Origin of the sequence: Kitasatospora sp. SC0581 (assembly GCF_048159585.1) — a bacterium.
Classification (GTDB): Bacteria; Actinomycetota; Actinomycetes; order Streptomycetales; family Streptomycetaceae; genus Kitasatospora.
In genome coordinates this window covers 117,144-137,090 of sequence record NZ_JBLRWA010000008.1, presented here as the reverse complement: position 1 = coordinate 137,090, position 19,947 = coordinate 117,144, and the positions used below count along the sequence as shown (strand labels likewise).

Sequence of the window (19,947 nt, the reverse complement as noted above, 5' to 3'; positions counted from 1 at the left end):
GCCCGTCCCATGACCAACACCACCTCTGTGATCGTTGCCGGTGCGCGGACCCCGATGGGTCGCCTGCTGGGTTCCCTCAAGGGCTTCTCCGGCGCCGACCTCGGCGCCGTCGCGATCAAGGCGGCCCTGGAGCGGGCCGGGATCACCGGCGAGCAGGTCCAGTACGTGATCATGGGCCAGGTGCTCCAGGCCGGCGCCGGCCAGATCCCGGCCCGCCAGGCCGCCGTCAAGGCCGGCATCCCGATGAACGTCCCGGCGCTGACCGTCAACAAGGTCTGCCTCTCCGGCCTCGACGCCATCGCGCTCGCCGACCAGCTGATCCGGGCCGGCGAGTTCGACATCGTGGTGGCCGGCGGCCAGGAGTCGATGACCAACGCCCCGCACCTGCTGCCGAAGTCCCGCGAGGGCTTCAAGTACGGCGCGATCGCGATGCTCGACGCGATGGCCCACGACGGCCTCACCGACGCCTACGAGAACATCCCGATGGGCGAGTCCACCGAGAAGCACAACACCCGCCTGGGCATCCCGCGCGAGGCGCAGGACGAGATCGCCGCCGCCTCCCACCAGCGGGCCGCCAAGGCGCAGGCCGACGGGGTCTTCGACGCCGAGATCGTCCCGGTCGCCATCCCGCAGCGCAAGGGCGAGCCGGTGCTGTTCAGCCAGGACGAGGGCATCCGCGCGGACACCACCGTCGAGGGCCTGGCCAAGCTGCGCCCGGCCTTCACCAAGGACGGCACGATCACCGCCGGCACCTCCTCGCAGATCTCCGACGGCGCCGCCGCCGTGGTCGTGATGAGCAAGGCCAAGGCCGAGGAGCTGGGCCTGACCTGGATCGCCGAGATCGGCGCGCACGGCAACGTGGCCGGCCCGGACAACTCGCTCCAGTCGCAGCCGTCCAACGCGATCAGGCACGCGCTGGCCAAGGAGGGCCTGGAGGTCGCCGACCTCGACCTGATCGAGATCAACGAGGCCTTCGCGGCCGTCGCCCACCAGTCGATGAAGGATCTGGGCGTCACCTCCGACATCGTCAACGTCAACGGCGGCGCCATCGCGCTCGGCCACCCGATCGGGATGTCCGGCGCCCGCGTGGTGCTGACCCTGGCGCTGGAGCTGCAGCGCCGCGGCGGCGGGGTGGGCGCGGCCGCGCTGTGCGGTGGCGGCGGCCAGGGCGACGCGCTGATCGTGCGCGTCCCGAAGGCCTGACCGGCTCCGACCCGACTTCGGGGCGTGTCTGACAGTTCCCGCCGGGTGCGCGACGCCGGTGCACGCACCTCGCCGCGTTGTCGTCGGTCGCCGATGCTCCGCATGGACTCCCTCCTCCGCCTTGCGATGCACGCACCCCAACGCCGCGCCCTGATCCGACGCGAACTGTCAGACACGCCCCAGGGCTGCGGACCGCCGGTGGCGGTCCGCAGCCCCTTCGGCATCCGCGCAAGGAGCTCCTGATGATCGATGTCGCCACGCTGGTCGAGCAGGCCCGGGCGGGCCGGCCGCGGGCGGTCGCCCGGCTGATCACGCTGGTCGAGAACGCCGCGCCGCAGCTGCGGGAGGCGATGGCCGCGCTCGCGCCGTACACCGGGCGGGCGTACACGGTGGGCCTGACCGGCTCGCCCGGGGTCGGCAAGTCGACCTCCACCTCGGCGCTGGTCTCCGCCTACCGGCGGCTCGGCAAGCGGGTCGGGGTGCTGGCCGTCGACCCGTCCTCGCCGTTCTCCGGCGGCGCGCTGCTGGGCGACCGGGTCCGGATGCAGGACCACGCGACCGACCCCGAGGTGTTCATCCGCTCGATGGCCACCCGCGGCCACCTCGGCGGGCTCTCCTGGGCGGCGCCGCAGGCGCTGCGGGTGCTGGACGCGGCCGGCTGCGAGGTGATCCTGGTGGAGACCGTCGGGGTGGGCCAGTCCGAGGTCGAGGTCGCCGCCCAGGCCGACACCACCGTGGTGCTGCTGGCCCCCGGGATGGGCGACGGCATCCAGGCCGCCAAGGCCGGGATCCTGGAGATCGGCGACGTCTTCGTGGTCAACAAGGCCGACCGGGACGGCGCCGACGCCACCGCGCGGGAGCTCAACCACATGCTGGGCCTCGGCGAGGCGCGGGAGGCGGGGGACTGGCGTCCGCCGATCGTCAAGACCGTCGCGGCCCGCGGTGAGGGCGTGGACGAGGTGGTCGAGGCGCTGGAGAAGCACCGCGCCTGGCTGGAGGAGCACGGCGAGCTCGCCGCGCGGCGCCGCCGCCGGGCCGCCGAGGAGATCGAGGCGATCGCGCTGGCCGAGCTGCGCGCCCGGATCGGCGACCTGCGCGGGGACCGGCACCTGGCCGTCCTCGCCGAACGCGTCGCCGAGGGCGCCCTGGACCCGTACGGCGCCGCCGACGAGCTGGTCGCCGGCCTGACCCGCGGCTGACCCGGGCCGGGCGCGCGGGCCCGCGAACCGTTTCCGCCCCGCCGCGATCGGATCGCGGCGGGGCGGAGTGGTGCGTGGGGTGCTACGGCTTGCCGCGCAGGCCGCGGAGGTGTTCGGCGACGGGGGCGAGGGCCTGGTACATGTCGTCGAGCTGCTCCGGGGTGAAGCGGTCGATGAAGTGGGCCCGGACGCTGCGCACGTGGTCGGGGGCGACTCGCTGCATGGTCTCCCAGCCGTGTTCGGTGAGGTGGGCGTAGAGGCCGCGGCGGTCGCCGGGGCACTCCTGGCGCAGCACCAGGCCGGCGTTCTCCATCCGGGTGATCTGGTGGGAGAGGCGGCTCTTCGACTGGAGGGTGGCGGTCGCGAGGTCGGTCATCCGCATCCGGCGGTCCGGGGCCTCGGAGAGCACGACCAGGATCTCGTAGTCGTTGATCGCGAGGTTGTGCGGCTGGAGTTCGCGGCTGAGCTGGTAGTCCAGCAGCTTGGCGACCTCCAGATGGGCGCGCCACATCCGCTGCTCCCTGGCGGTCAGCCAGGGAGTCTCCTCCTCGGGCTGCGACGGAGGGGTGTCCGCGGTCTCGATCGTGTGCGTATCCATGCCCTCTAGCATAGCCGATTTAGTTCAATCTTGTACAAGTTTACAGACCGAAACGTCGTCCGAGGTCGCCCAGGTTACCGAGCCCGGGGATGTTGGGGTTGCCGCCGCCGTGCCCGGCCGTGCCCGGCTGGGACGGCACGCCGCCCACCGGGACGCCCGCCTCGGCGTCGACCGCTCCGACCGACCGCTCCGCCATCAGCTTCTCGCTCGACTGCAGCAGCACCTGGCCGGCGCCGATGAACTCGAACTGGTGCTCCTCGCCGGAGGCTCCGCCGATGCCGGTCAGCCGGCGCAGGCCGCCGATCAGCCCGTGCATGTAGTCGTGGTCGTAGTGGTGGCACGGCGCAGGGCAGTCCGCCCAGCCGACCAGCGCCTGCGGGTCCACCCGGAGCGGCGGCTCGACGAAGTGCACCGGGCCGTTGGAGGCGGCGACGAAGCGGCCGGTGCCGATCAGGGTCAGGAAGCCCGGGATGATCGACTGCTTGAGCCGCAGCGTCGGGTCGAAGGCCAGCAGGTTGCCGGAGCGGACGGTCAGGTTGCCCTCGTCCAGGTCGTACGAGTTGAGGTCGAACGCCCGGTCGGCCAGCAGCAGTTTGCCGCGGCCCTCGGCGACCACCCAGTCCGCCGCGTGCATCGGCGAGTTGAAGTGCTGGCCGAGCACCCGGTCGACCGCCCCGGCGCCGACGCCCTTGAAGGTGATGTCGCCGTAGTAGGCGACCATCTTGCCCTTCTGGAGGAAGTAGGAGCCGTTCAGGTCGACCGAGAAGGCGTACGGGTTGACGTTGTCGCCGGCCGGCAGGCTGTGGGCGTCCCACACCACCGGCCCGGTGCCGCCGTGGCCGGTCGGCAGCGGGGCCAGTGGGCCGCCGAACTGCTCCTGGGCGTACGGCTGTTGCTGGCCGTACGGCTGCTGGGGCGGCTGCTGGGGCGGCTGCTGGTACTGCTGCTGGGGCTGGTGGCCGGGCGGGGGCGGCGGGTAGCCCTGCGGCGGGGGCGGCGGGTACCCGCCGGGCTGCGGGTAGCCCGGCTGCGGGCCGTACCCCGGCGGGGGCGGCGGGGCCGCGAAGCCGGGCTGGGTCGGCTGGTTGTGCGGCGAACCGTACGGGGGCTGCGGCGGGTAGGACATCAGAGCTTCTCCTCGCTCGCCTGGACGTACACCGCGCCCTGCCCGGACAGTTCCAGCTGGAACGCCTCGCCCGAGCCGCGGCCGATCATGTCGCGCCAACCCAGCGCCGTGGAGAGCTTGTTGCGCACGTCGCCGCGGTGCGCCACGTACGCCTGGGGGTCGACGTGCACCGACTGGCCGGGGGTGATCGGCAGCTCGAAGACGCCGCCGTGGGCCATCACCGCGACCGAGCCCTGGCCCTCCAGCTTGGTGGTGAACAGGCCCTGCCCGGTGACCTGGCCGCGGACCATGCCCATCACCCCGCCCTGCGAGCCCATGAACATGGTGGACTGCCGCAGCGTGCCCTCGAAGGCGAGCAGCCGGTCCGCCTCGACGTACAGGGTGTCGCCGAACAGGTCGATCACGTGGACGTGGTGGCCGCCGTGGCCGAACATCACCCGGCCCTGGCCCTCGACGGTCATCAGCGGGGTGTCCTCGTTGGCCACCCGGCGGCCGATCATCGACATCACGCCGCCCTGCCCGCCGGTGATGTTCGGCGTGAAGCGGACGTCGCCGCTGTACGCGAGCATCGCGCCGCGCTGGCTGAACAGCCGCTGCCCGGGCACCACCTGGGCTTCGACCATCTTCCCGTTGATCTTCGTGAAGCCCATCAGACGTCGCCCCCGATGGTGGCCTTCTCGGAGGGCTGGACGTACACCAGGCCCTCGCCGGTGAACTCGATCTGGACGGCCTCGCCGCCGCCCTCGCCGATGATCGTGGTCCAGCCCGCGCCCGACTTCAGGCTGCGCTGCAGGGTGCCGGTGTGCGCCACGTACGCGCCCGGGTCCACCCGCAGCGGCATGCTCTTGTCGACCCGCAGGATGACGGCCGGGCCGTTGGAGGTGACGGCCGCCCAGCCGTGGCCCTCCACCTTGGTGGTGAACAGGCCGTTGCCCGAGGACATGCCGTTCAGCCCGGTGAAGCTGGTGCCGGTGTGCAGGGCGGACTCGGTGCAGAGGAGGTTGTCCGACTCGACGTACAGCGTCTCGCCGTTCAGCCGCACCAGGCTGATCTCGGTGGCCTTGTCGGCGAAGTAGCAGGTGCCCTGCCCCTTCACTTCCATGACCGTCATCTTCTCGCCGGTCAGCCGGCGGGTGACCATGCCGCGCAGGCCGTCCCCGCCGCCGGTCAACTTCTTGAAGGCCATCTGCCCGGTGTAGGCGACCATCGAGCCGTGTCGCGCCTTGACGGCGTCGCCGCCCAAGTCGACGGCGAGCACGCGCGATCCCTGGAGTCTGAACTGTGCCACGGCCGCAATCTAGCCGCTGCGGCCGTGGCGCGGGGAGGGTGCGTGGGCCGACTGGTACCGGTCTGGGACAAACGCGCCGGTCACGCCCGGCGCACGCGCCCCGGTCAGGCCCGGGCGTGCGCCCCCTGTCCGGGGCTCGGAACGGTGCCGGCCGCCTGCTCGACCTCCAGCAGCGAGGCCGAGTGGCGCTCCGCCTCGAAGGCCACCACGCCGCCGCGCAGCCCGAACAGGCGCTTGGAGAGCATGATCCAGAGCACCGCCGCGATGTTCAGCACCAGGGTGCAGATCTTCAGCGCGCTGACGTGGTGGCTCAGCTCGTAGCCCTCCAGCGGCAGGAAGGCCGCGGTGGCGACCACCGTCAGGTACTCGGCCCAGCGCTTGTTCAGCCAGAGGCCGACCGCCTCGACGATCTCGATCACCGCGTAGGCGATCAGCGCGCCCGCGACGATCAGCAGGGTGCTCTTCTTGAAGTCGAAGGTCTTGCGGATGGTCTCGACGATCGGGGCGTGTTCGAGGTCCCAGTGGAAGTGGTCGGTGACCGGCCTGAACACCGTGAGGTTCTCGTCGAAGACCCGGTGCACCGCGTCCTGGCTGTTGGAGAACTTCCACACGGCCCACGCGACCACGATGATCAGCAGTCCGCGCAGCACCCGCTCGACGGCCAGGAAGCGCAGGATGAACAGGTCCCGCAGCGCCTTGCCGCGCGGCACCAGCGGCGCTTCGTCGGCCGGGCCGGAGCCGTGCGGGGCGCCCAGCGCGAAGTCGCCGCAGCGCAGGCAGCGCCAGGCGTCGCCGAGGGCGGTCGACGCGTGCAGCCGGGAGGCCAGCTCCGGCTCCGTCGGCGCGTAGGTGGTGTGGCCGCGCTTGGCGCAGGTCCTGCGGTCCCAGTCGCGCTTGAACATGTGGTGAGTACCCCCCGTGTGCGATGCCTCGGCGCCCGGATCGGTGGGCGCGCGGGCAGCAGGATAGGGGTTCCCGGTGACGGGCGGTCGCGCTCGGTGGCGTTCCGGCACAGAGCTGTGACAGGGCGGGCGGGCGCCGGACGGGCTCCGGGGAGGCGCCGGGCCGGCCGCTGTGAGATGGGGCACGGTGGCCACCCCCGGCCGGGGTCCCGTCCGTGGGCTCGGCGATAATGGGCCGGAATGCTTGTGAGTCGCTTCACAAGCGAGCCCGCGCCGCCGACCCCCCATATCGAGGTATCCATCGTGAACAGCAGCGCCGTCCACCGCCTGCGCCTGGTCTCCGGCCCCGAAGGGGTCTCCTTCATCCTGCTGCTGATCTGCTCGGTGCTGAAGCGGACGACCTCGTTCGACGCCGTCCCGGTGATGGGCATGGTGCACGGCGTCCTGTTCATCCTGTACGTGGTCTTCTGGATCCAGGCCTGGCAGGCGCAGAAGTGGGACGCCAAGCGCGGCGTCCTGATGTTCGTGCTCGCGGTGCTGCCCACCGGCGGCTTCTTCGCCGAGCGGATGCTGGCCAAGGAGGAGCGGGGCGAGCTGAAGCCCGCCACCGCCTGAGCCGGCCGCCCGGGCCCCCGCTCGGGCTCCGGCCTCCTCGTGGACGGTCGACAGGCTGCCACGGCCTCCTCTCCCAAAGGGCCGCGGCAGCCTGTCGCCGTTTCTTACCGGGGGTGGCTCGATTTCCTACCGGTTGCTACCGGAGGTGGTGCGGGTCAGCTGACGTTGACGCCGCTCCAGGCCGCCGCGACCGCGTTGTACTCGGTGCTGGAGGCGCCGTACAGGTCGGTGGCGGCCTTCAGGGTCGCGGTGCGGGCGGCCTTGTAGTTGGTGGTGGAGGTCATGTAGACGGTCAGCGCGCGGTACCAGATCGCCGCCGCCTTGGTCCGGCCGATGCCGGTCACCGTCGAGCCGTTGGAGGTCGGGCTGTTGTAGCTGACCCCGTTGATGACCTTCGCCCCGCTGCCCTCGGCGAGCAGGTAGAAGAAGTGGTTGGCGACGCCCGAGGAGTAGTGGACGTCCTTGTTGCCGACCGTGGAGGACCAGTAGTCGGCCGAGGCGCCGTCCTTGGAGGGCTTGTCCATGTAGCGCAGCGGCGTGCCGTTGCCGTTGATGTTGAGCTTCTCGCCGATCAGGTAGTCGCCCGGGTCGACCGAGAGGTTGGCGGACCACTCGACCATGGTGCCGAAGATGTCCGAGGTGGCCTCGTTGAGGCCGCCGGACTCACCGGAGTAGTTGAGGTTCGCGGTGGCGGAGGTGACGCCGTGGCTCATCTCGTGGCCGGAGACGTCGATCGCGGTCAGCGGGTGGGTGTTGCCGGAGCCGTCGCCGTACGTCATGCAGAAGCAGGAGTCGTCCCAGAACGCGTTGACGTAGTTGGTGCTGTAGTGGACCCGGCTCGCCGCGCCGACGCCGTTGTTCTTGATGCCGTTGCGGCCGAAGGTGTTCTTGTAGTAGTCCCAGGTGGCCGCCGCGCCGAACTGGGCGTCCACGGCCGCGGATTCGCGGTTGGAGGCCAGGCCGTTGCCGAAGCTGTTGGTGGTGTTGGCGACGAGCGTGCCGCTGCCCGAGGTGCCGCCCTTGAGGTCGGTGGTGGACTGGTTGCCCCGGGAGGCGTCCTTCAGCTGGTAGGAGCTGCCGCTCTGGGTGGTGGTGAGCGAGACGCTGCCGACGTTGACGCCCTTGCCGGTGCCGGTGGCGGTCTTCACCTGCTCGTCGGTGGAGAGCACCTGGCCGGTGGCGGCGTCGGTGACGACCACCTGGCGGCTCGGGGTGCCGTCCGCGCGCTGGCCCTCGACCGTGGTGCGGTGGGCCAGTCGCGGGGTGCCGTCGGCGGCCCAGACGACCAGCTCGGGCGCGCCGGCGCCGTCGACCCGGCTGAGCGCGGCCTCCTCCTGGTCGGCGGCGCCGACCGTGGCCCGCACGGCGGCGGTGGCCTTCTCGGCCGCCTGGGGCGCGGCGAGGCCCGGGGTCAGGCTGGGCACGGACAGCTGTCCGGCGAAGGCCCGGTCGACGGACTTCACCGAGCCGTCGGCCTTCTGGTGGACGACCAGGTCGCCGCCGAGCACCGGCAGGCCCGCGTAGGTCCGGTCGTACCGCAGGTGGCGGGTGCCGTCCTTGTCCACCACCACGTCCTTGGGCACCAGCTTCTCCTGGCCGCCGAGGGCGAGGGCCTGGGCGACCGGGGCGCTCTGCCCGGAGGCCAGCGCGAGCAGCGCGGACTGCTGCTGGGCCGGGGAGGGGGCGGCGGCCTGGGCGGGGACGGCGGCGATCTGGATGACGCCGGCCAGCAGTGCGGTGGCGGAGAGTACGGCTCCGACAGTCAGCTTTCGCTTCACGTGCGGGGGTTCCTTCCACGAGACCCGCGGGTGCGTGCGGGTGCGCCGCGTACCGGGGCGCCGGGGTTGGCACCTTGGGGGCGGTAGGGCGCGGACGTGCCGGTCCCGTGCGGTACCTGACGATCCGCCGGAAACGGGTGGGGCGGCGGATGGTCGGACGGGACTTGGTCAGAAGCATGACAATCGTTGGCAGGGATGGACAGGGCGCCTACCGGGATTGGCCAAGAACCGCCAGTGCCGGTACGGATGGTTCGGTTGCCGCCCGTTGCCCGGTTTCGGCGGTTCGTCCCCCTGGCGGGACTCCGCCAGCCGGACGGCCTTGACAGCCCCGGGCGGCTCGGGCGGCCCCGGACGGTCTCGACGGTCCGGGGCCGCCCGGAACAGCGGACGCCCGGGACCTCCTGCCGGAGGCCCCGGGCGTCCGACGCGCCTGTGCGGTACGTCAGTTGACGTTGACGGCGGCCCAGGTCGCGGCGACGGCGCTGTACTCGGCGCTGGAGGCGCCGTACAGGTCGGCGGCGGCCTTCAGGGTGCCGGTGCGGGCGCCCGCGTAGTTGGTGGTGGAGGTGAAGTAGGTGGTCAGCGCGCGGTACCAGATCTGTGCGGCCTTGTCCCGGCCGATGCCCGCGAGCGTGGAGCCGTTGGAGGTCGGGCTGTTGTAGCTGACGCCGTTGATGGTCTTGGCGCCGCTGCCCTCGGCGAGCAGGTAGAAGAAGTGGTTGGCGACGCCGGAGGAGTAGTGGACGTCCTTGTTGCCGACGGTGGAGGACCAGTAGTCGGCCGAGGCGCCGTCCTTGGACGGCTTGTCCATGTAGCGCAGCGGGGTGCCGTCCCCGTTGATGTTGATCAACTCGCCGATCAGGTAGTCCGGCTTGTCGGAGGGCAGGTTGGCGTAGAACTCGACCATCGTGCCGAAGATGTCCGAGGTGGCCTCGTTCAGGCCGCCGGACTCGCCCGAGTAGTTGAGGTTGGCGGTGGCGGAGGTGACGCCGTGGCTCATCTCGTGGCCGGCCACGTCGAGTTCGGTGAGCGGGTGGGTGTTGCCGCTGCCGTCGCCGTACGTCATGCAGAAGCAGGAGTCGTCCCAGAACGCGTTCACGTAGTTGGAACCGTAGTGGACCCGGCTGGTGGCGCCGACGCCGTTGTTCTTGATGCCGTTGCGGCCGAAGGTGTTCTTGTAGAAGTCCCAGGTGACCGCCGCGCCGTACTGGGCGTCCACGGCGGCGGACTCGCTGTTGGAGGACAGGCCGTTGCCGAAGCTGTTGGTCGTGTTGGCGACCAGGGTGCCCGAGCCGGAGGTCTTGCCCTTCAGGGTGTACGTGGCCTGGCCGCCGCGGGTCGCGTCCTTGAGCTGGTAGCTCGAACCGCTCTGGGTGGTGGTCAGCGGGACGGAGCCGACGAAGACGCCCTTGCCGGTGCCGGCGGCGGTCCGCACCTGCTCGTGGCTGGAGAGCACCTCGCCGCTCGCCGCGTCGGTAACCAGCAGCTGGCGGCTCGGGGTGCCGTCGGCGCGCTCGCCCTCGACCGTGGTGCGGTACGCCAGGCGCGGGCTGCCGTCGGTGGCCCACACGACCAGCTCGGCCTTGCCGGTCTGGTGCACGGCGGTCAGCGGGGACTCGTCCTTGTCGGCGGCGATGCCCACGGTGGACTGCACGGCGCCGGTCGCCTGGTCGGCGGCCTTGTCGGCGGGGATCTGCGGGGTGAGGCTCGGCAGGGCGATGGTGGCGCCGGTGGCCTTGTCCACCGAGGTGGTCGAGCCGTCGGCCTTCTGGTGCACCACCAGGTCGCCGCCCAGGACGGGGAGGCCGGCGAAGGTGCGCTCGTAGCGCAGGTGGCGGGTGCCGTCGGCGTCCACCACGGCGTCCTTGGCCACCAGTTGCTCCTGGCCGCCCAGGGCCAGGGCGTGCGCGACCTTGCCGGCCTGGCCGTTGGCCAGGGCGATCAGGTCGGCGCGCTGCTTCGCGCCCTGGGACTGCGGGGCGGGGTCCGCGACGGCTGCGGTGCTCACCTGGACGACACCGGTGAGCAGGGCGGTGGCGGAGAGTACGGCGACTGCGGCGAGCTTTCGCTTCACGAACGAGTCCTTCCGGAAAACCGCGAGCGGGCGCGGTCGCGCGGCGTTCCGGGGGCCGGGGACGGCACCTGAGGGGCGGAACGGGCGCTGACGTGCGGGCCCCGTGCGGACTGAGCGGCTTCGCCACCGGTGGGTGGGGGTGGTGGCTGCCGAACGGGGTTGATCGAAAGCATGACAATCGAGCAAATCAAATGACAGGTCTTGCTCATGAATTGGCCAAGTCCCGCCACGGCGGAGGAATGTGAACGGATGGACAAAGGGGGCAAATCGTCCTGGTTTGCAGCGGGTTACCGTCCGAACCGAAGCCTGGTGGCGCGGCGCCGGGCCGCTCCGGGGCCAACCCCGGTGCGCCGGTGGCCCGTTGCCGCGCGTTCACACCGGCGCAATGTCCTGGTATGGACCTGGCCGTCCGATTGGCGGGTTCCCGCCACGTGTTGCGCTTGTCCACCATCAGGACGCCTGGTAGCACACGTCCCGTCCGCCGGTACGGTAAGGAGGTGGCCAAGCCCCTCGCTCTCGACTTCGACCCGATCGCCCGCGCCGACGAGCTGTGGACCCGCCGTTGGGGCGGGGTCCCCTCGATGGCGGCGATCACCTCGGTCATGCGCGCCCACCAGATCCTGCTCTCCCGGGTGGACGCGGTGCTCAAGCCGTACGGGCTGACCTTCGCCCGCTACGAGGCCCTGGTGCTGCTGACCTTCAGCCGGACCGGCGAGCTCTCGCTCTCCAAGATCGGCGAGCGGCTCATGGTCCACCCGACCAGCGTCACCAACACCGTCGACCGCCTGGAGCGGGCCGGCCTGGTCGCCCGCCGCCCCAACCCGCTGGACGGCCGCGGCGTGCTGGCCGCGATCACCGGGCGCGGTCGCGAGGTGGTCGAGGAGGCGACCCGGGAGCTGATGGCGATGGAGTTCGGGCTGGAGGAGTACGACGCCGAGCAGTGCCACCAGGTGTTCGAACTGCTCAGGCCGCTGCGGATCGCGGCCGGCGACTTCGCCGAGCCGTCCGAGGGGGCTGCGAAGGGCCGGGCGTGAAGGCGGCTACCCTCGTGTGAGCGGTGCGCGGATCCGGGCGTACCGGCGGACCGTGCCGAGCGAGGCGAGGAAGATCATGAAGGCGACCCCCCTGCTGGGCTGGTACCGGGCCCTGGCCATTGCGACCGGTACGGCGCTGCTGGTGTTCTGCGGCTTCATGGTCGCGAAGTACGGCTTCGACGCGGCCAAGGACGTGACCACGTACGTCGCGATGCTGCACGGCTACCTCTACATCGGGTACTTCGTGGTGACCTTCATGCTCGGGCAGAAGCTGAAGTGGCCGATGGGCCGACTGGTGCTCACCCTGGCGGCGGGCTGCATCCCGTTCCTCTCCTTCGTCTTCGAGCGCAAGGTGGCCCGCGAGGCCGCCGAGCAGCTCCCGGCGGGCGGCGGCGCCCGCCAGCCGGCCGGCGTCTGAGCAGCGGGCTCCGACTCCCGGGCTCCGACTCCCAGGTTTCGCGAGAGCGCCCCTTCCCCGACCGGGGGAGGGGCGCTCCGGCGTTCCCGGGCCCCGTTCGGGCGGTTCCCGGAGCCCCCGGGCCGGATCCCGGGTCCCTTTCGGGGGATCGCGGGCCGTGCGGGCGGGTTGTCCATCGACAAGTACTAGGACGTCCGAGTAAATTGTTAGGACGTCCTACTAGCTGTGCCGCCCCGTCGCCGCGGCGGCCGTACGGAGCGGAGTTCGGGATCATGGACGCCGAGGAGATCGAGCGGGGCCGGCAGCGCTGGCAGCAGCGGTACGACAAGGCCCGCAAGCGCGACGCGGACTTCACCACCCTCTCCGGCGACGAGGTCGAGCCGGTGTACGGCCCGCCCGCCGGGCAGGCCTACGAGGGCTTCGAGCGGATCGGCTGGCCGGGCGAGTACCCGTACACCCGCGGTCTGCACCCGACCGGCTACCGGGGCCGCACCTGGACCATCCGCCAGTTCGCCGGCTTCGGCAACGCCCAGCAGACCAACGAGCGCTACCGGATGATCCTGGACGCGGGCGGCGGCGGCCTCTCGGTCGCCTTCGACATGCCGACCCTGATGGGCTACGACTCGGACGACCCGAAGTCGCTCGGCGAGGTCGGCCACTGCGGTGTGGCCATCGACTCGGCCGCCGACATGGAGGTGCTGTTCGACGGCATCCCGCTCGGCGGGGTCACCACCTCGATGACGATCAGCGGCCCGGCCGTGCCGGTCTTCTGCATGTACCTGGTGGCCGCCGAGCGCCAGGGCGTGGACCCGGCGGTGCTCAACGGCACCCTCCAGACGGACATCTTCAAGGAGTACATCGCGCAGAAGGAGTGGCTCTTCGCCCCCGAGCCGCACCTGCGCCTGATCGGCGACCTGATGGCCTACTGCGCCGAGGGCATCCCCGCGTACAAGCCGCTGTCGGTCTCCGGGTACCACATCCGCGAGGCCGGGGCCACGGCCGCGCAGGAGCTGGCGTACACCCTCGCGGACGGCTTCGGCTACGTCGAGCTGGGCCTCTCCCGCGGCCTGGACGTGGACGTCTTCGCGCCCGGCCTGTCCTTCTTCTTCGACGCGCACCTGGACTTCTTCGAGGAGATCGCCAAGTTCCGCGCCGCGCGCCGGATCTGGGCCCGCTGGATGCGCGAGCGCTTCGGCGCCAAGACCGACAAGGCGCAGTGGCTGCGGTTCCACACCCAGACCGCCGGCGTCTCGCTGACCGCGCAGCAGCCGTACAACAACGTGGTCCGCACCGCCGTCGAGGCGCTGGCCGCGGTGCTCGGCGGCACCAACTCGCTGCACACCAACGCCCTGGACGAGACCCTGGCGCTGCCCTCCGAGCAGGCCGCCGAGATCGCCCTGCGCACCCAGCAGGTGCTGATGGAGGAGACCGGCGTCGCCAACGTCGCCGACCCGCTGGGCGGTTCCTGGTACGTCGAGGCGCTGACCGACCGGATCGAGCAGCAGGCCGAGGCGATCTTCCAGCGGATCCTGGACAAGGGCCGCGAGGACCACGAGATCGGCCCGATCACCTCCGGCATCCTGCGCGGCATCGAGGAGGGCTGGTTCACCGGGGAGATCGCCGAGGCGGCCTTCCAGTACCAGCAGTCGGTGGAGAAGGGCGACAAGCGCGTGGTCGGCGTCAACTGCCACCCGCGCAGCGTCACCCCGGAGCTGGAGATCCTGCGGGTCAGCCACGAGGTCGAACGCGAGCAGGTCCGGGTGCTGCGGGAGCGCAAGGCGGCCCGGGACGACGCGGCCGTCCGGGCCGGGCTGGACGCCATGCTGGCGGCGGCGCGCTCGGGCGAGTCGATGATCCCGCCGATGCTGGACGCGGTGCGCGCCGAGGCGACGCTGGGCGAGATCTGCAACGCGCTGCGCGAGGAGTGGGGCACGTACCAGGAGAACGCGATGTTCTGAGGCCGCGGCCGACGCGGAGCCGCCGTACGGGATCCCGTACGGCGGCTTTGCCGTGTCTCCGGCCGGGGTGCTCTCAGCCCGCGAGCATCGGTCCGAGCAGCAGGTCGGTGAAGCGGCGGGTCCACTCCGGGGTGATCGGCTCGCCGCTGACCAGGACGCGGTGTTCGACGGTGCCCGCGATGGTGTCGAAGATGATGTCGACCTCCTCGCGGGCCGAGGTGTCGTCGGTGTCTGCCTCCAGCTCGCCGCGGGCCTGGGCGGCCGCCCGGCCCTGGCGGACCAGCCGCTTCTGCGGGTCCACGATGGCCTCGCGGATCCGCCGCCGCAGCTGCCGGTCGCGGGTGCCCTCGGCGAACAGCGCGAGCAGCGCGGCCTGGGTCTCCGGGCGGGCCAGCAGGTCGGCGAACTGGGCCACCACGGCCTCGATGTCGGCCCGCAGGCTGCCGAGGTCGGGCATCACCAGCTCGTCGAAGAGGGTGGCGACGGCGTCCACCACGAGCTCGTTCTTGGACGGCCAGCGGCGGTAGAGGGTGGTCTTGGCGACCCCGGCCCGGCTCGCCACGTGGCCCATGGTCAGTCCGCCCCAGCCGAGTTCGGCCAGGGTCTCGCGGGTGGCGTCGAGGATGGCGCGGTCGGCGGCGGCGCTGCGCGGGCGGCCCTTGGCCCGGGCGGTGCCCGCGGGCGCCGGGCAGTCCTGGTGCGTGCCCTGCGGGCTCGCTGGGGGCTGGGCGGCCGGCACCGGGCCTCCTTGCGCTCTACTGGTAAGTAACTTGGGTGGGGCTGGTAACGGTAGCGACTGTTCGTCCGTTCGGGCAGCGGGGCACCCCGGGAAAGTGGGGCAGGTCACGTCCCCGAACCACCGGAGGGGCTTGCGGCCGGGCCACCGGCTCCAGTTACGCTACGACTCGTAGCGAAAGCAGTGACAACCAGGCGCCGCGTCCCGTGGGACGGGAGCGGCGCGGGCGCGGGTGGGGATCCGCGCCGAACGGTCCAGGCTACCGGGGGAGGGGCACGGCGCCCGGGAACCCGCACCGCGCGGTCCGCGCGGGGCGACTTTCCGGAGGTTGGTGCCCGCGAGCAGCGCGGACGGGGGAGGATGGTGCCATGCAGCCACGGAATTCGCGTCTCAACAGCTCCGCCCTGCGCGGTGCGGTCGACCTCGCCGCAGTGAAGGCGGCCGGCGAAGCCGCCCAGAAGGCCGAGCAGGCCCGGGCCGAGCGGGCTCGTCAGGCGTCCGCCGCCGATGCGGACGGAGCCGCCCCCGCCCAGACCGCCCACCAGCTCGTCATCGACGTCACCGAGGACACCTTCGAGACCGAGGTCGTCCAGCGCTCCACCGAGGTGCCGGTCGTCATCGACTTCTGGGCCGAGTGGTGCGGGCCCTGCAAGCAGCTGAGCCCGGTCCTGGAGGGCCTGGCCGAGGAGTACGCCGGCCGCTTCGTGCTCGCCAAGATCGACGTCGACGCCAACCCGCTGCTCTCCCAGCAGTTCGGCATCCAGGGCATCCCGGCCGTGATGGCCGTGGTGGCCGGCCAGCTGGTGCCGCTGTTCCAGGGCGCGGAGAGCGCGGCCAACATCCGTCAGATCCTGGACCAGCTGATCCTGGTCGCCGAGCAGCGCTTCGGCGTGGCCGGCCTGGCCGGTGGTGCGGCCGCCCCGGGCGAGGCCCCGGCCGCCGCCCCGCAGCGCCCCGAGGACCCGGCGCTGTCCGCCGCGCACGACGCGCTGGACGCCGGTGACCTGGGCGGTGCCATCCAGGCCTACCGGAACGTGCTGGCCGAGCAGCCGGGCAACACCGAGGCCAAGCTGGGCCTGGCCCAGGCCGAGCTGCTGAAGCGGATCGAGGGTCTGGACCTCCAGGCCGTCCGGTCGGCGGCCGCCGCCGACCCGAAGGACGTCGGGATCCAGCTCAAGGCGGCCGACCTGGACCTGGTCGGCGGTCACGTCGAGGACGCCTTCGGGCGCCTGGTGGCCACCGTCGGGCGGACGGCCGGCGAGGACCGGGACACCGCCCGGCTGCGCCTGCTGGAGCTGTTCGAGGTGATCGGCCCGGAGGACCCGCGGGTCGTCGCGGCCCGTACGGCGCTGGCGCGCGTGCTGTTCTGAGCCCGCTCCGGGCCGGCTCCCGGGCCGGTTCTGGGTCCGGATCAGGTCCGCTGCCTGGCACGGCGGATGACCTGCGGTGTCGCTGGTGATTTGGCGACAATCCGGTCAACTGAACAGAGGTTTACCAAATCTTGATTTCACCCGTGGGTGGTCACCTTGTGTGACCACCCACGGGTGTTTCGCTTGCGTTTCCGGCAGATTTCGCCGTCACGTTTCCTTCAAGACGTCACGCAGGGTGCGGCCCGGGTCGATTCCATGATCAACGCCACCTGATGTTGCATTACCCGTCAGTAAGGAACCTCTTGTGCTTCGCCCGGGATTCAAGCACGATCGGCCACGCCCGGTCCCGGGCTCCACACCCCGACCCCGGTCGGCCACGCGGAGCGCGGGATCCCCACCGGGCGGTCCGTCGGCCCCGGCCGGCGGGAGGGAGGGCAGGGGGGTATCCGCGGTCCCACGGCGGTTCCTGTCCTTCGACCGGCCGCGCGGCCCTGCGCGGTCGCTGGTTGTCGCTCGGGGGTGATCGCCGATGTCGTCGGTCCTGCCCGCCGCCCCGCAAGGACGGCCGGTGCTTGGACGGGAGGTCCGCTGCACGCGGGCCGCTCCCGCGTCCGACGACGCCCAAGGCGCTCTCCGCTACCGAGGACGTAGCTCTCTCCCATCCCAGGTCCCCACCGGTGCGGGACGCGCCGCCGGGGAGCCGGAGATGTACGTCCTAGAAGGAGGACTCGCATGTCCCAGACCTACGGCAAGACCCGCTGGAAGCGCTTCGCCCTGGTGATGGTGCCGAGCATCGCGGCCACCGCCGCGGTGGGCGTCTCGATCGCCAACAACGCGCTGGCGGCTTCGTTCAGCGTCTCCGGCCAGAGCTTCAAGGTCACCACGCCGGAGCTGCACGGCAGGAACTTCGCCCAGTTCGGCTCGATCGACGCGGAGTCGAACGGCACGCCGCACCCGGTCGCCGTCTCGGCCTTCGACGAGGCCACCATCAAGGGCCTCTGCCAGTCGGTGGTGACCGACCCCAACGTCATCCCCGGCCTGCCGTGGAAGCTGCCCAAGATCATCCTGCGTCTGGAGGCCGGCAACAGCGAAGACGTCAAGAAGCAGGTCTACGCCAAGAACCTGCTGATCGACCTCGACCAGCTGAACGCCGACGCCGAGTTCTCCAACATCAACATCGGCCAGGAGGCGTCGACCCTCAAGGGCGAGGCCACCCAGGGCTGGAAGTCCAAGCTCGGCGGCCTGCCGTCCGGGCAGACCGGCTTCGCCCAGGCCGCCGAGAAGGCCGACCTGTACAACGTGCAGCAGACCGCCTGGGCCACCTCGGCCGGCACCTTCAAGCTCCCGGGCCTGAAGCTCGCGCTGCACACCGACGGTTCCGGCGAGTGCTACTAGGCCGTTGACGGCGGCGGGCCGGGCCCGGCCCGCCCGCCCCGACGGCACCCGCGGGACCGGGGACGGTGCGTGCGCCGTCCCCGGATCCCGTGTCTCCTCCATCCCTCGTTCACACCATCGAGGAGCTGCACCGTGTCCAGCGCCCTTGCCTCCTACCGGCCCGCCGAGCACGAGAACCCCGCCCAGTGGCTGCGCCGGGTGTTCCGTACGTTCCGTCGGACGCGGCCGTACTACGGCGGTCTGCTGGCCATGATCGCCGGCGTCCCGATCATGTACTTCCCGTACGCCAAGCTCTCGTTGGGCGGCATGACGGTGGCCATGGCCACCACGGCGGGTGCCGGGTCACTGATCATCGGCGTGCTGCTGATCGTGCTCGGGCTGACCGCCTGGTTCCAGCCGGCCGTACGGGTCTTCGCCGGCATCGCCACCACGCTGCTGACGCTGGTCTCCCTCCCGGTCTCCAACCTGGGGGGCTTCGGACTGGCCCTGCTGCCGGGCCTGATCGGCGGTGGGCTGATGGTCTCCTGGGCGCCGCTGCCGGAGCCCAAGGCCGCGAAGGCGGCCGGGCGCGGACGCTGGGGCCGGGCCAAGGGCGGCGCCGGGGACGCGGCGGCCGGGAACGCCGTGGCGCGGAGCGTCGCCACCGAGCCGGCCACCGACGGCGCCGTCGAGGCGCCCACCGCCGAACTGCCCGCCCAGGGCGGGCCGCAGGCCGCCGAACCCGCGGCCGCCGTCCCGAAGCAGGCCGCCGCCGCGGACCGGAAGCGGGCCGGCGCCGTGGACCAGGAGGAGGCGCGGTGACCGGGCCGGCCGAGCAAGCCGACGGTACGACCGTTCCCGCGCAGCGCTCCGGCCGGCACGCGGCCCCGCGCACGCCCGTACGGGTCCGGCTGAGGGGCCGGGCACTGGCGCTGGCCGCGGTGCCGACCGCGCTGCTGATGGCCGCCGCCTACACGCCCAACCCGGCGGTCGCCGAGTCGGCGGCGGGCAAGCCCTGCGGCACCGCGCCGGCCGCCGTGCCGGACGTCGCGCCGGTCGAGACGCCGGTGCCCAAGAGCGAGCTGCCCGAGCCGCCGCCGGGCCCGTCCACGGCGCCGAGCACCGCGCCGAGCACCGCGCCGAGCACCGCGCCGGGCACCGCGCCCACCGCCGGCCCCTCGACGGACCCGGGCTCGGTGCCGACCCCCGCACCGACCACCGGCCCGGCCCAGCAGCCGACCTCGCCGGTCAAGCCGTCGGCCGCCGCGACGCCCACCACCACCGGCCCGGCGGCCCGGGCGGGGCTGATCGACGGCCTCGTCGACGGCGTCAACCGGCTGCTCACCCCGAACGGCTCGCCGAGCCCGACCCCGGGCGGCGCCCCGACCACCACCCCCGCGGCGCCCGCCGGCCCGGCCGCTCCGGCCGCCCCCGCCCCGCACACCGAGGCCCCGCACCCGGACGCCCCGGTGCAGGCCCCGGCCGCCGCCCCGCAGGCCGCGCCGCCCGCGACCCAGCCCGCCGCCGACGAGCCCTCGCCCACCGCCACGCCGAGCGGCAGGGCGAGCGGCAAGCCGAAGCCCTCCGCGACCCCGTCCGCGGACGCCTCGGCGACGCCCTCCGCGGGCGCCTCCGGCAGCCCGTCCGGCACGCCGACCGAGAACCCCGACTGCGATGTGGACGCCCGGGGCCTGACCGCCGGCGCGCCCGCCCCCGGGCACGTCGTCCCGGAGCAGAACTGGACCCTGAAGACCAGCCGGCTCGCCCTGCACGGCGCGGCCTTCCACGGCGTCTACGACGTGAAGACCGTGACCGGCAGCAAGCGCGTCCTGAAGTTCGTGGTCGACAGCGTGGACATCGACAACCTCGACATGTCGACCCTGGAGGGCAACGGCGTCACCTTCCACGTCCAGGGCGCCCCGGGTTCCACCTCGACGATGCGCAAGGGCCCGGTCACCATGTACGTGGAGCGGCTGTCCGGCCACCTCTCCAAGGTGCTCGGCCTGCCGATCCCGATCGACCTGGGCGAGATCACCCTCACCCCGGACACCCTGCCGCGCTGGCTGTACGACCTGATCGGCTCCATCCCGATCCCGCTGGACCTGGAGCTGACCGGCGTCACCGCCAAGCAGGCCGGCCAGTTCGGCGGCACCCTGCGCATCCCCGGGATGCGCCTGTTCAACGACGACGCCCCCTACAGCGACAAGTAGCGGACGCCACAAGGACCGTGGGGCGGCCCTCCGGAAGGAGGACCGCCCCACGGGCGTTCAGGCC

Annotated in this window: 18 protein-coding genes; 10 read left to right on the top strand and 8 right to left on the bottom strand. The window is 72.3% G+C overall.

The window, feature by feature from the left end:
• The first annotated feature begins 9 nt into the window (after nt 1-9).
• Both ACLWS4_RS15920 and meaB read left to right on the top strand, forming a co-directional pair.
• Nucleotides 10-1,203, top strand: a complete 1,194-nt coding sequence (locus ACLWS4_RS15920; protein ID WP_074001457.1) for an acetyl-CoA C-acetyltransferase — start codon at nt 10-12, stop codon at nt 1,201-1,203.
• Between the two features lie 242 nt (nt 1,204-1,445).
• On the top strand, nt 1,446-2,402 hold the full coding sequence (gene meaB / locus ACLWS4_RS15915; protein WP_380745328.1) for a methylmalonyl Co-A mutase-associated GTPase MeaB: 957 nt from the start codon (nt 1,446-1,448) through the stop codon (nt 2,400-2,402).
• Nucleotides 2,403-2,484: 82 nt separating this feature from the next.
• Here meaB and ACLWS4_RS15910 read toward each other — a convergent pair whose 3' ends face one another.
• The 5 genes from ACLWS4_RS15910 to ACLWS4_RS15890 form a co-directional block, all read right to left on the bottom strand.
• Nucleotides 2,485-3,000, bottom strand: coding sequence for a MarR family winged helix-turn-helix transcriptional regulator (locus ACLWS4_RS15910; protein ID WP_049651450.1), 516 nt, complete (start codon nt 2,998-3,000; stop codon nt 2,485-2,487).
• A 40-nt stretch (nt 3,001-3,040) separates the two neighbouring features.
• Nucleotides 3,041-3,850: an AIM24 family protein gene (locus tag ACLWS4_RS15905; RefSeq protein ID WP_074001575.1), complete on the bottom strand. Its 810-nt coding sequence runs from the start codon at nt 3,848-3,850 to the stop codon at nt 3,041-3,043.
• A 275-nt stretch (nt 3,851-4,125) separates the two neighbouring features.
• Nucleotides 4,126-4,776, bottom strand: a complete 651-nt coding sequence (locus ACLWS4_RS15900) for an AIM24 family protein (RefSeq protein ID WP_049651451.1) — start codon at nt 4,774-4,776, stop codon at nt 4,126-4,128.
• Nucleotides 4,776-5,414: an AIM24 family protein gene (locus ACLWS4_RS15895; RefSeq protein ID WP_074001459.1), complete on the bottom strand. Its 639-nt coding sequence runs from the start codon at nt 5,412-5,414 to the stop codon at nt 4,776-4,778. The genes ACLWS4_RS15900 and ACLWS4_RS15895 overlap by 1 nt, the downstream gene beginning before the upstream one ends.
• Nucleotides 5,415-5,518: 104 nt before the next feature.
• The gene (locus ACLWS4_RS15890) at nt 5,519-6,316 is read right to left on the bottom strand and encodes a DUF2127 domain-containing protein (RefSeq protein ID WP_049651453.1); all 798 of its coding nucleotides are present in this window, start codon (nt 6,314-6,316) and stop codon (nt 5,519-5,521) included.
• Between the two features lie 240 nt (nt 6,317-6,556).
• Between ACLWS4_RS15890 and ACLWS4_RS15885 the strand changes: the two genes are divergently transcribed.
• The gene (locus ACLWS4_RS15885) at nt 6,557-6,931 is read left to right on the top strand and encodes a DUF3817 domain-containing protein (RefSeq protein ID WP_049651454.1); all 375 of its coding nucleotides are present in this window, start codon (nt 6,557-6,559) and stop codon (nt 6,929-6,931) included.
• Nucleotides 6,932-7,086: 155 nt separating this feature from the next.
• Here the strand turns inward: ACLWS4_RS15885 and ACLWS4_RS15880 are convergent, their stop codons facing one another.
• Both ACLWS4_RS15880 and ACLWS4_RS15875 read right to left on the bottom strand, forming a co-directional pair.
• Nucleotides 7,087-8,709 carry a M4 family metallopeptidase gene (locus ACLWS4_RS15880; RefSeq protein WP_074001460.1) on the bottom strand — a complete coding sequence of 541 codons (1,623 nt, stop codon included), beginning with the start codon at nt 8,707-8,709 and terminating at the stop codon, nt 7,087-7,089.
• A 442-nt stretch (nt 8,710-9,151) separates the two neighbouring features.
• Nucleotides 9,152-10,783, bottom strand: coding sequence for a M4 family metallopeptidase (locus ACLWS4_RS15875; protein WP_049651456.1), 1,632 nt, complete (start codon nt 10,781-10,783; stop codon nt 9,152-9,154).
• 497 nt (nt 10,784-11,280) lie between these two features.
• Between ACLWS4_RS15875 and ACLWS4_RS15870 the strand changes: the two genes are divergently transcribed.
• The 3 genes from ACLWS4_RS15870 to ACLWS4_RS15860 all read left to right on the top strand — a co-directional run bounded on the left by ACLWS4_RS15870 (nt 11,281) and on the right by ACLWS4_RS15860 (nt 14,193).
• Entirely contained in the window at nt 11,281-11,817 is a 537-nt protein-coding gene (locus ACLWS4_RS15870; protein ID WP_049651457.1) for a MarR family winged helix-turn-helix transcriptional regulator, read from the top strand.
• Nucleotides 11,818-11,893: 76 nt separating this feature from the next.
• Nucleotides 11,894-12,235 carry a DUF3817 domain-containing protein gene (locus tag ACLWS4_RS15865; RefSeq protein WP_049651458.1) on the top strand — a complete coding sequence of 114 codons (342 nt, stop codon included), beginning with the start codon at nt 11,894-11,896 and terminating at the stop codon, nt 12,233-12,235.
• Nucleotides 12,236-12,507: 272 nt separating this feature from the next.
• Nucleotides 12,508-14,193 (top strand): acyl-CoA mutase large subunit family protein, encoded by a 1,686-nt coding sequence (locus ACLWS4_RS15860; RefSeq protein WP_049651459.1) that lies wholly within the window; start codon nt 12,508-12,510, stop codon nt 14,191-14,193.
• Between the two features lie 73 nt (nt 14,194-14,266).
• Here the strand turns inward: ACLWS4_RS15860 and ACLWS4_RS15855 are convergent, their stop codons facing one another.
• The gene (locus ACLWS4_RS15855) at nt 14,267-14,932 is read right to left on the bottom strand and encodes a TetR/AcrR family transcriptional regulator (protein WP_079271888.1); all 666 of its coding nucleotides are present in this window, start codon (nt 14,930-14,932) and stop codon (nt 14,267-14,269) included.
• A gap of 365 nt (nt 14,933-15,297) precedes the next feature.
• On the opposite strand from ACLWS4_RS15855, the gene ACLWS4_RS15850 reads away from it, so the two are divergent.
• The 4 genes from ACLWS4_RS15850 to ACLWS4_RS15835 all read left to right on the top strand — a co-directional run bounded on the left by ACLWS4_RS15850 (nt 15,298) and on the right by ACLWS4_RS15835 (nt 19,883).
• Nucleotides 15,298-16,299, top strand: coding sequence for a tetratricopeptide repeat protein (locus ACLWS4_RS15850; RefSeq protein WP_049651460.1), 1,002 nt, complete (start codon nt 15,298-15,300; stop codon nt 16,297-16,299).
• 732 nt (nt 16,300-17,031) lie between these two features.
• Complete coding sequence (locus ACLWS4_RS15845) at nt 17,032-17,694, top strand: DUF6230 family protein (RefSeq protein ID WP_049651461.1); 663 nt, start codon at nt 17,032-17,034, stop codon at nt 17,692-17,694.
• A gap of 132 nt (nt 17,695-17,826) precedes the next feature.
• Nucleotides 17,827-18,495 carry a DUF6114 domain-containing protein gene (locus ACLWS4_RS15840; RefSeq protein WP_416874413.1) on the top strand — a complete coding sequence of 223 codons (669 nt, stop codon included), beginning with the start codon at nt 17,827-17,829 and terminating at the stop codon, nt 18,493-18,495.
• Nucleotides 18,492-19,883: a hypothetical protein gene (locus ACLWS4_RS15835; RefSeq protein WP_416874412.1), complete on the top strand. Its 1,392-nt coding sequence runs from the start codon at nt 18,492-18,494 to the stop codon at nt 19,881-19,883. Before ACLWS4_RS15840 ends, ACLWS4_RS15835 begins: the two co-directional genes overlap by 4 nt.
• Nucleotides 19,884-19,947: the final 64 nt, after the last annotated feature.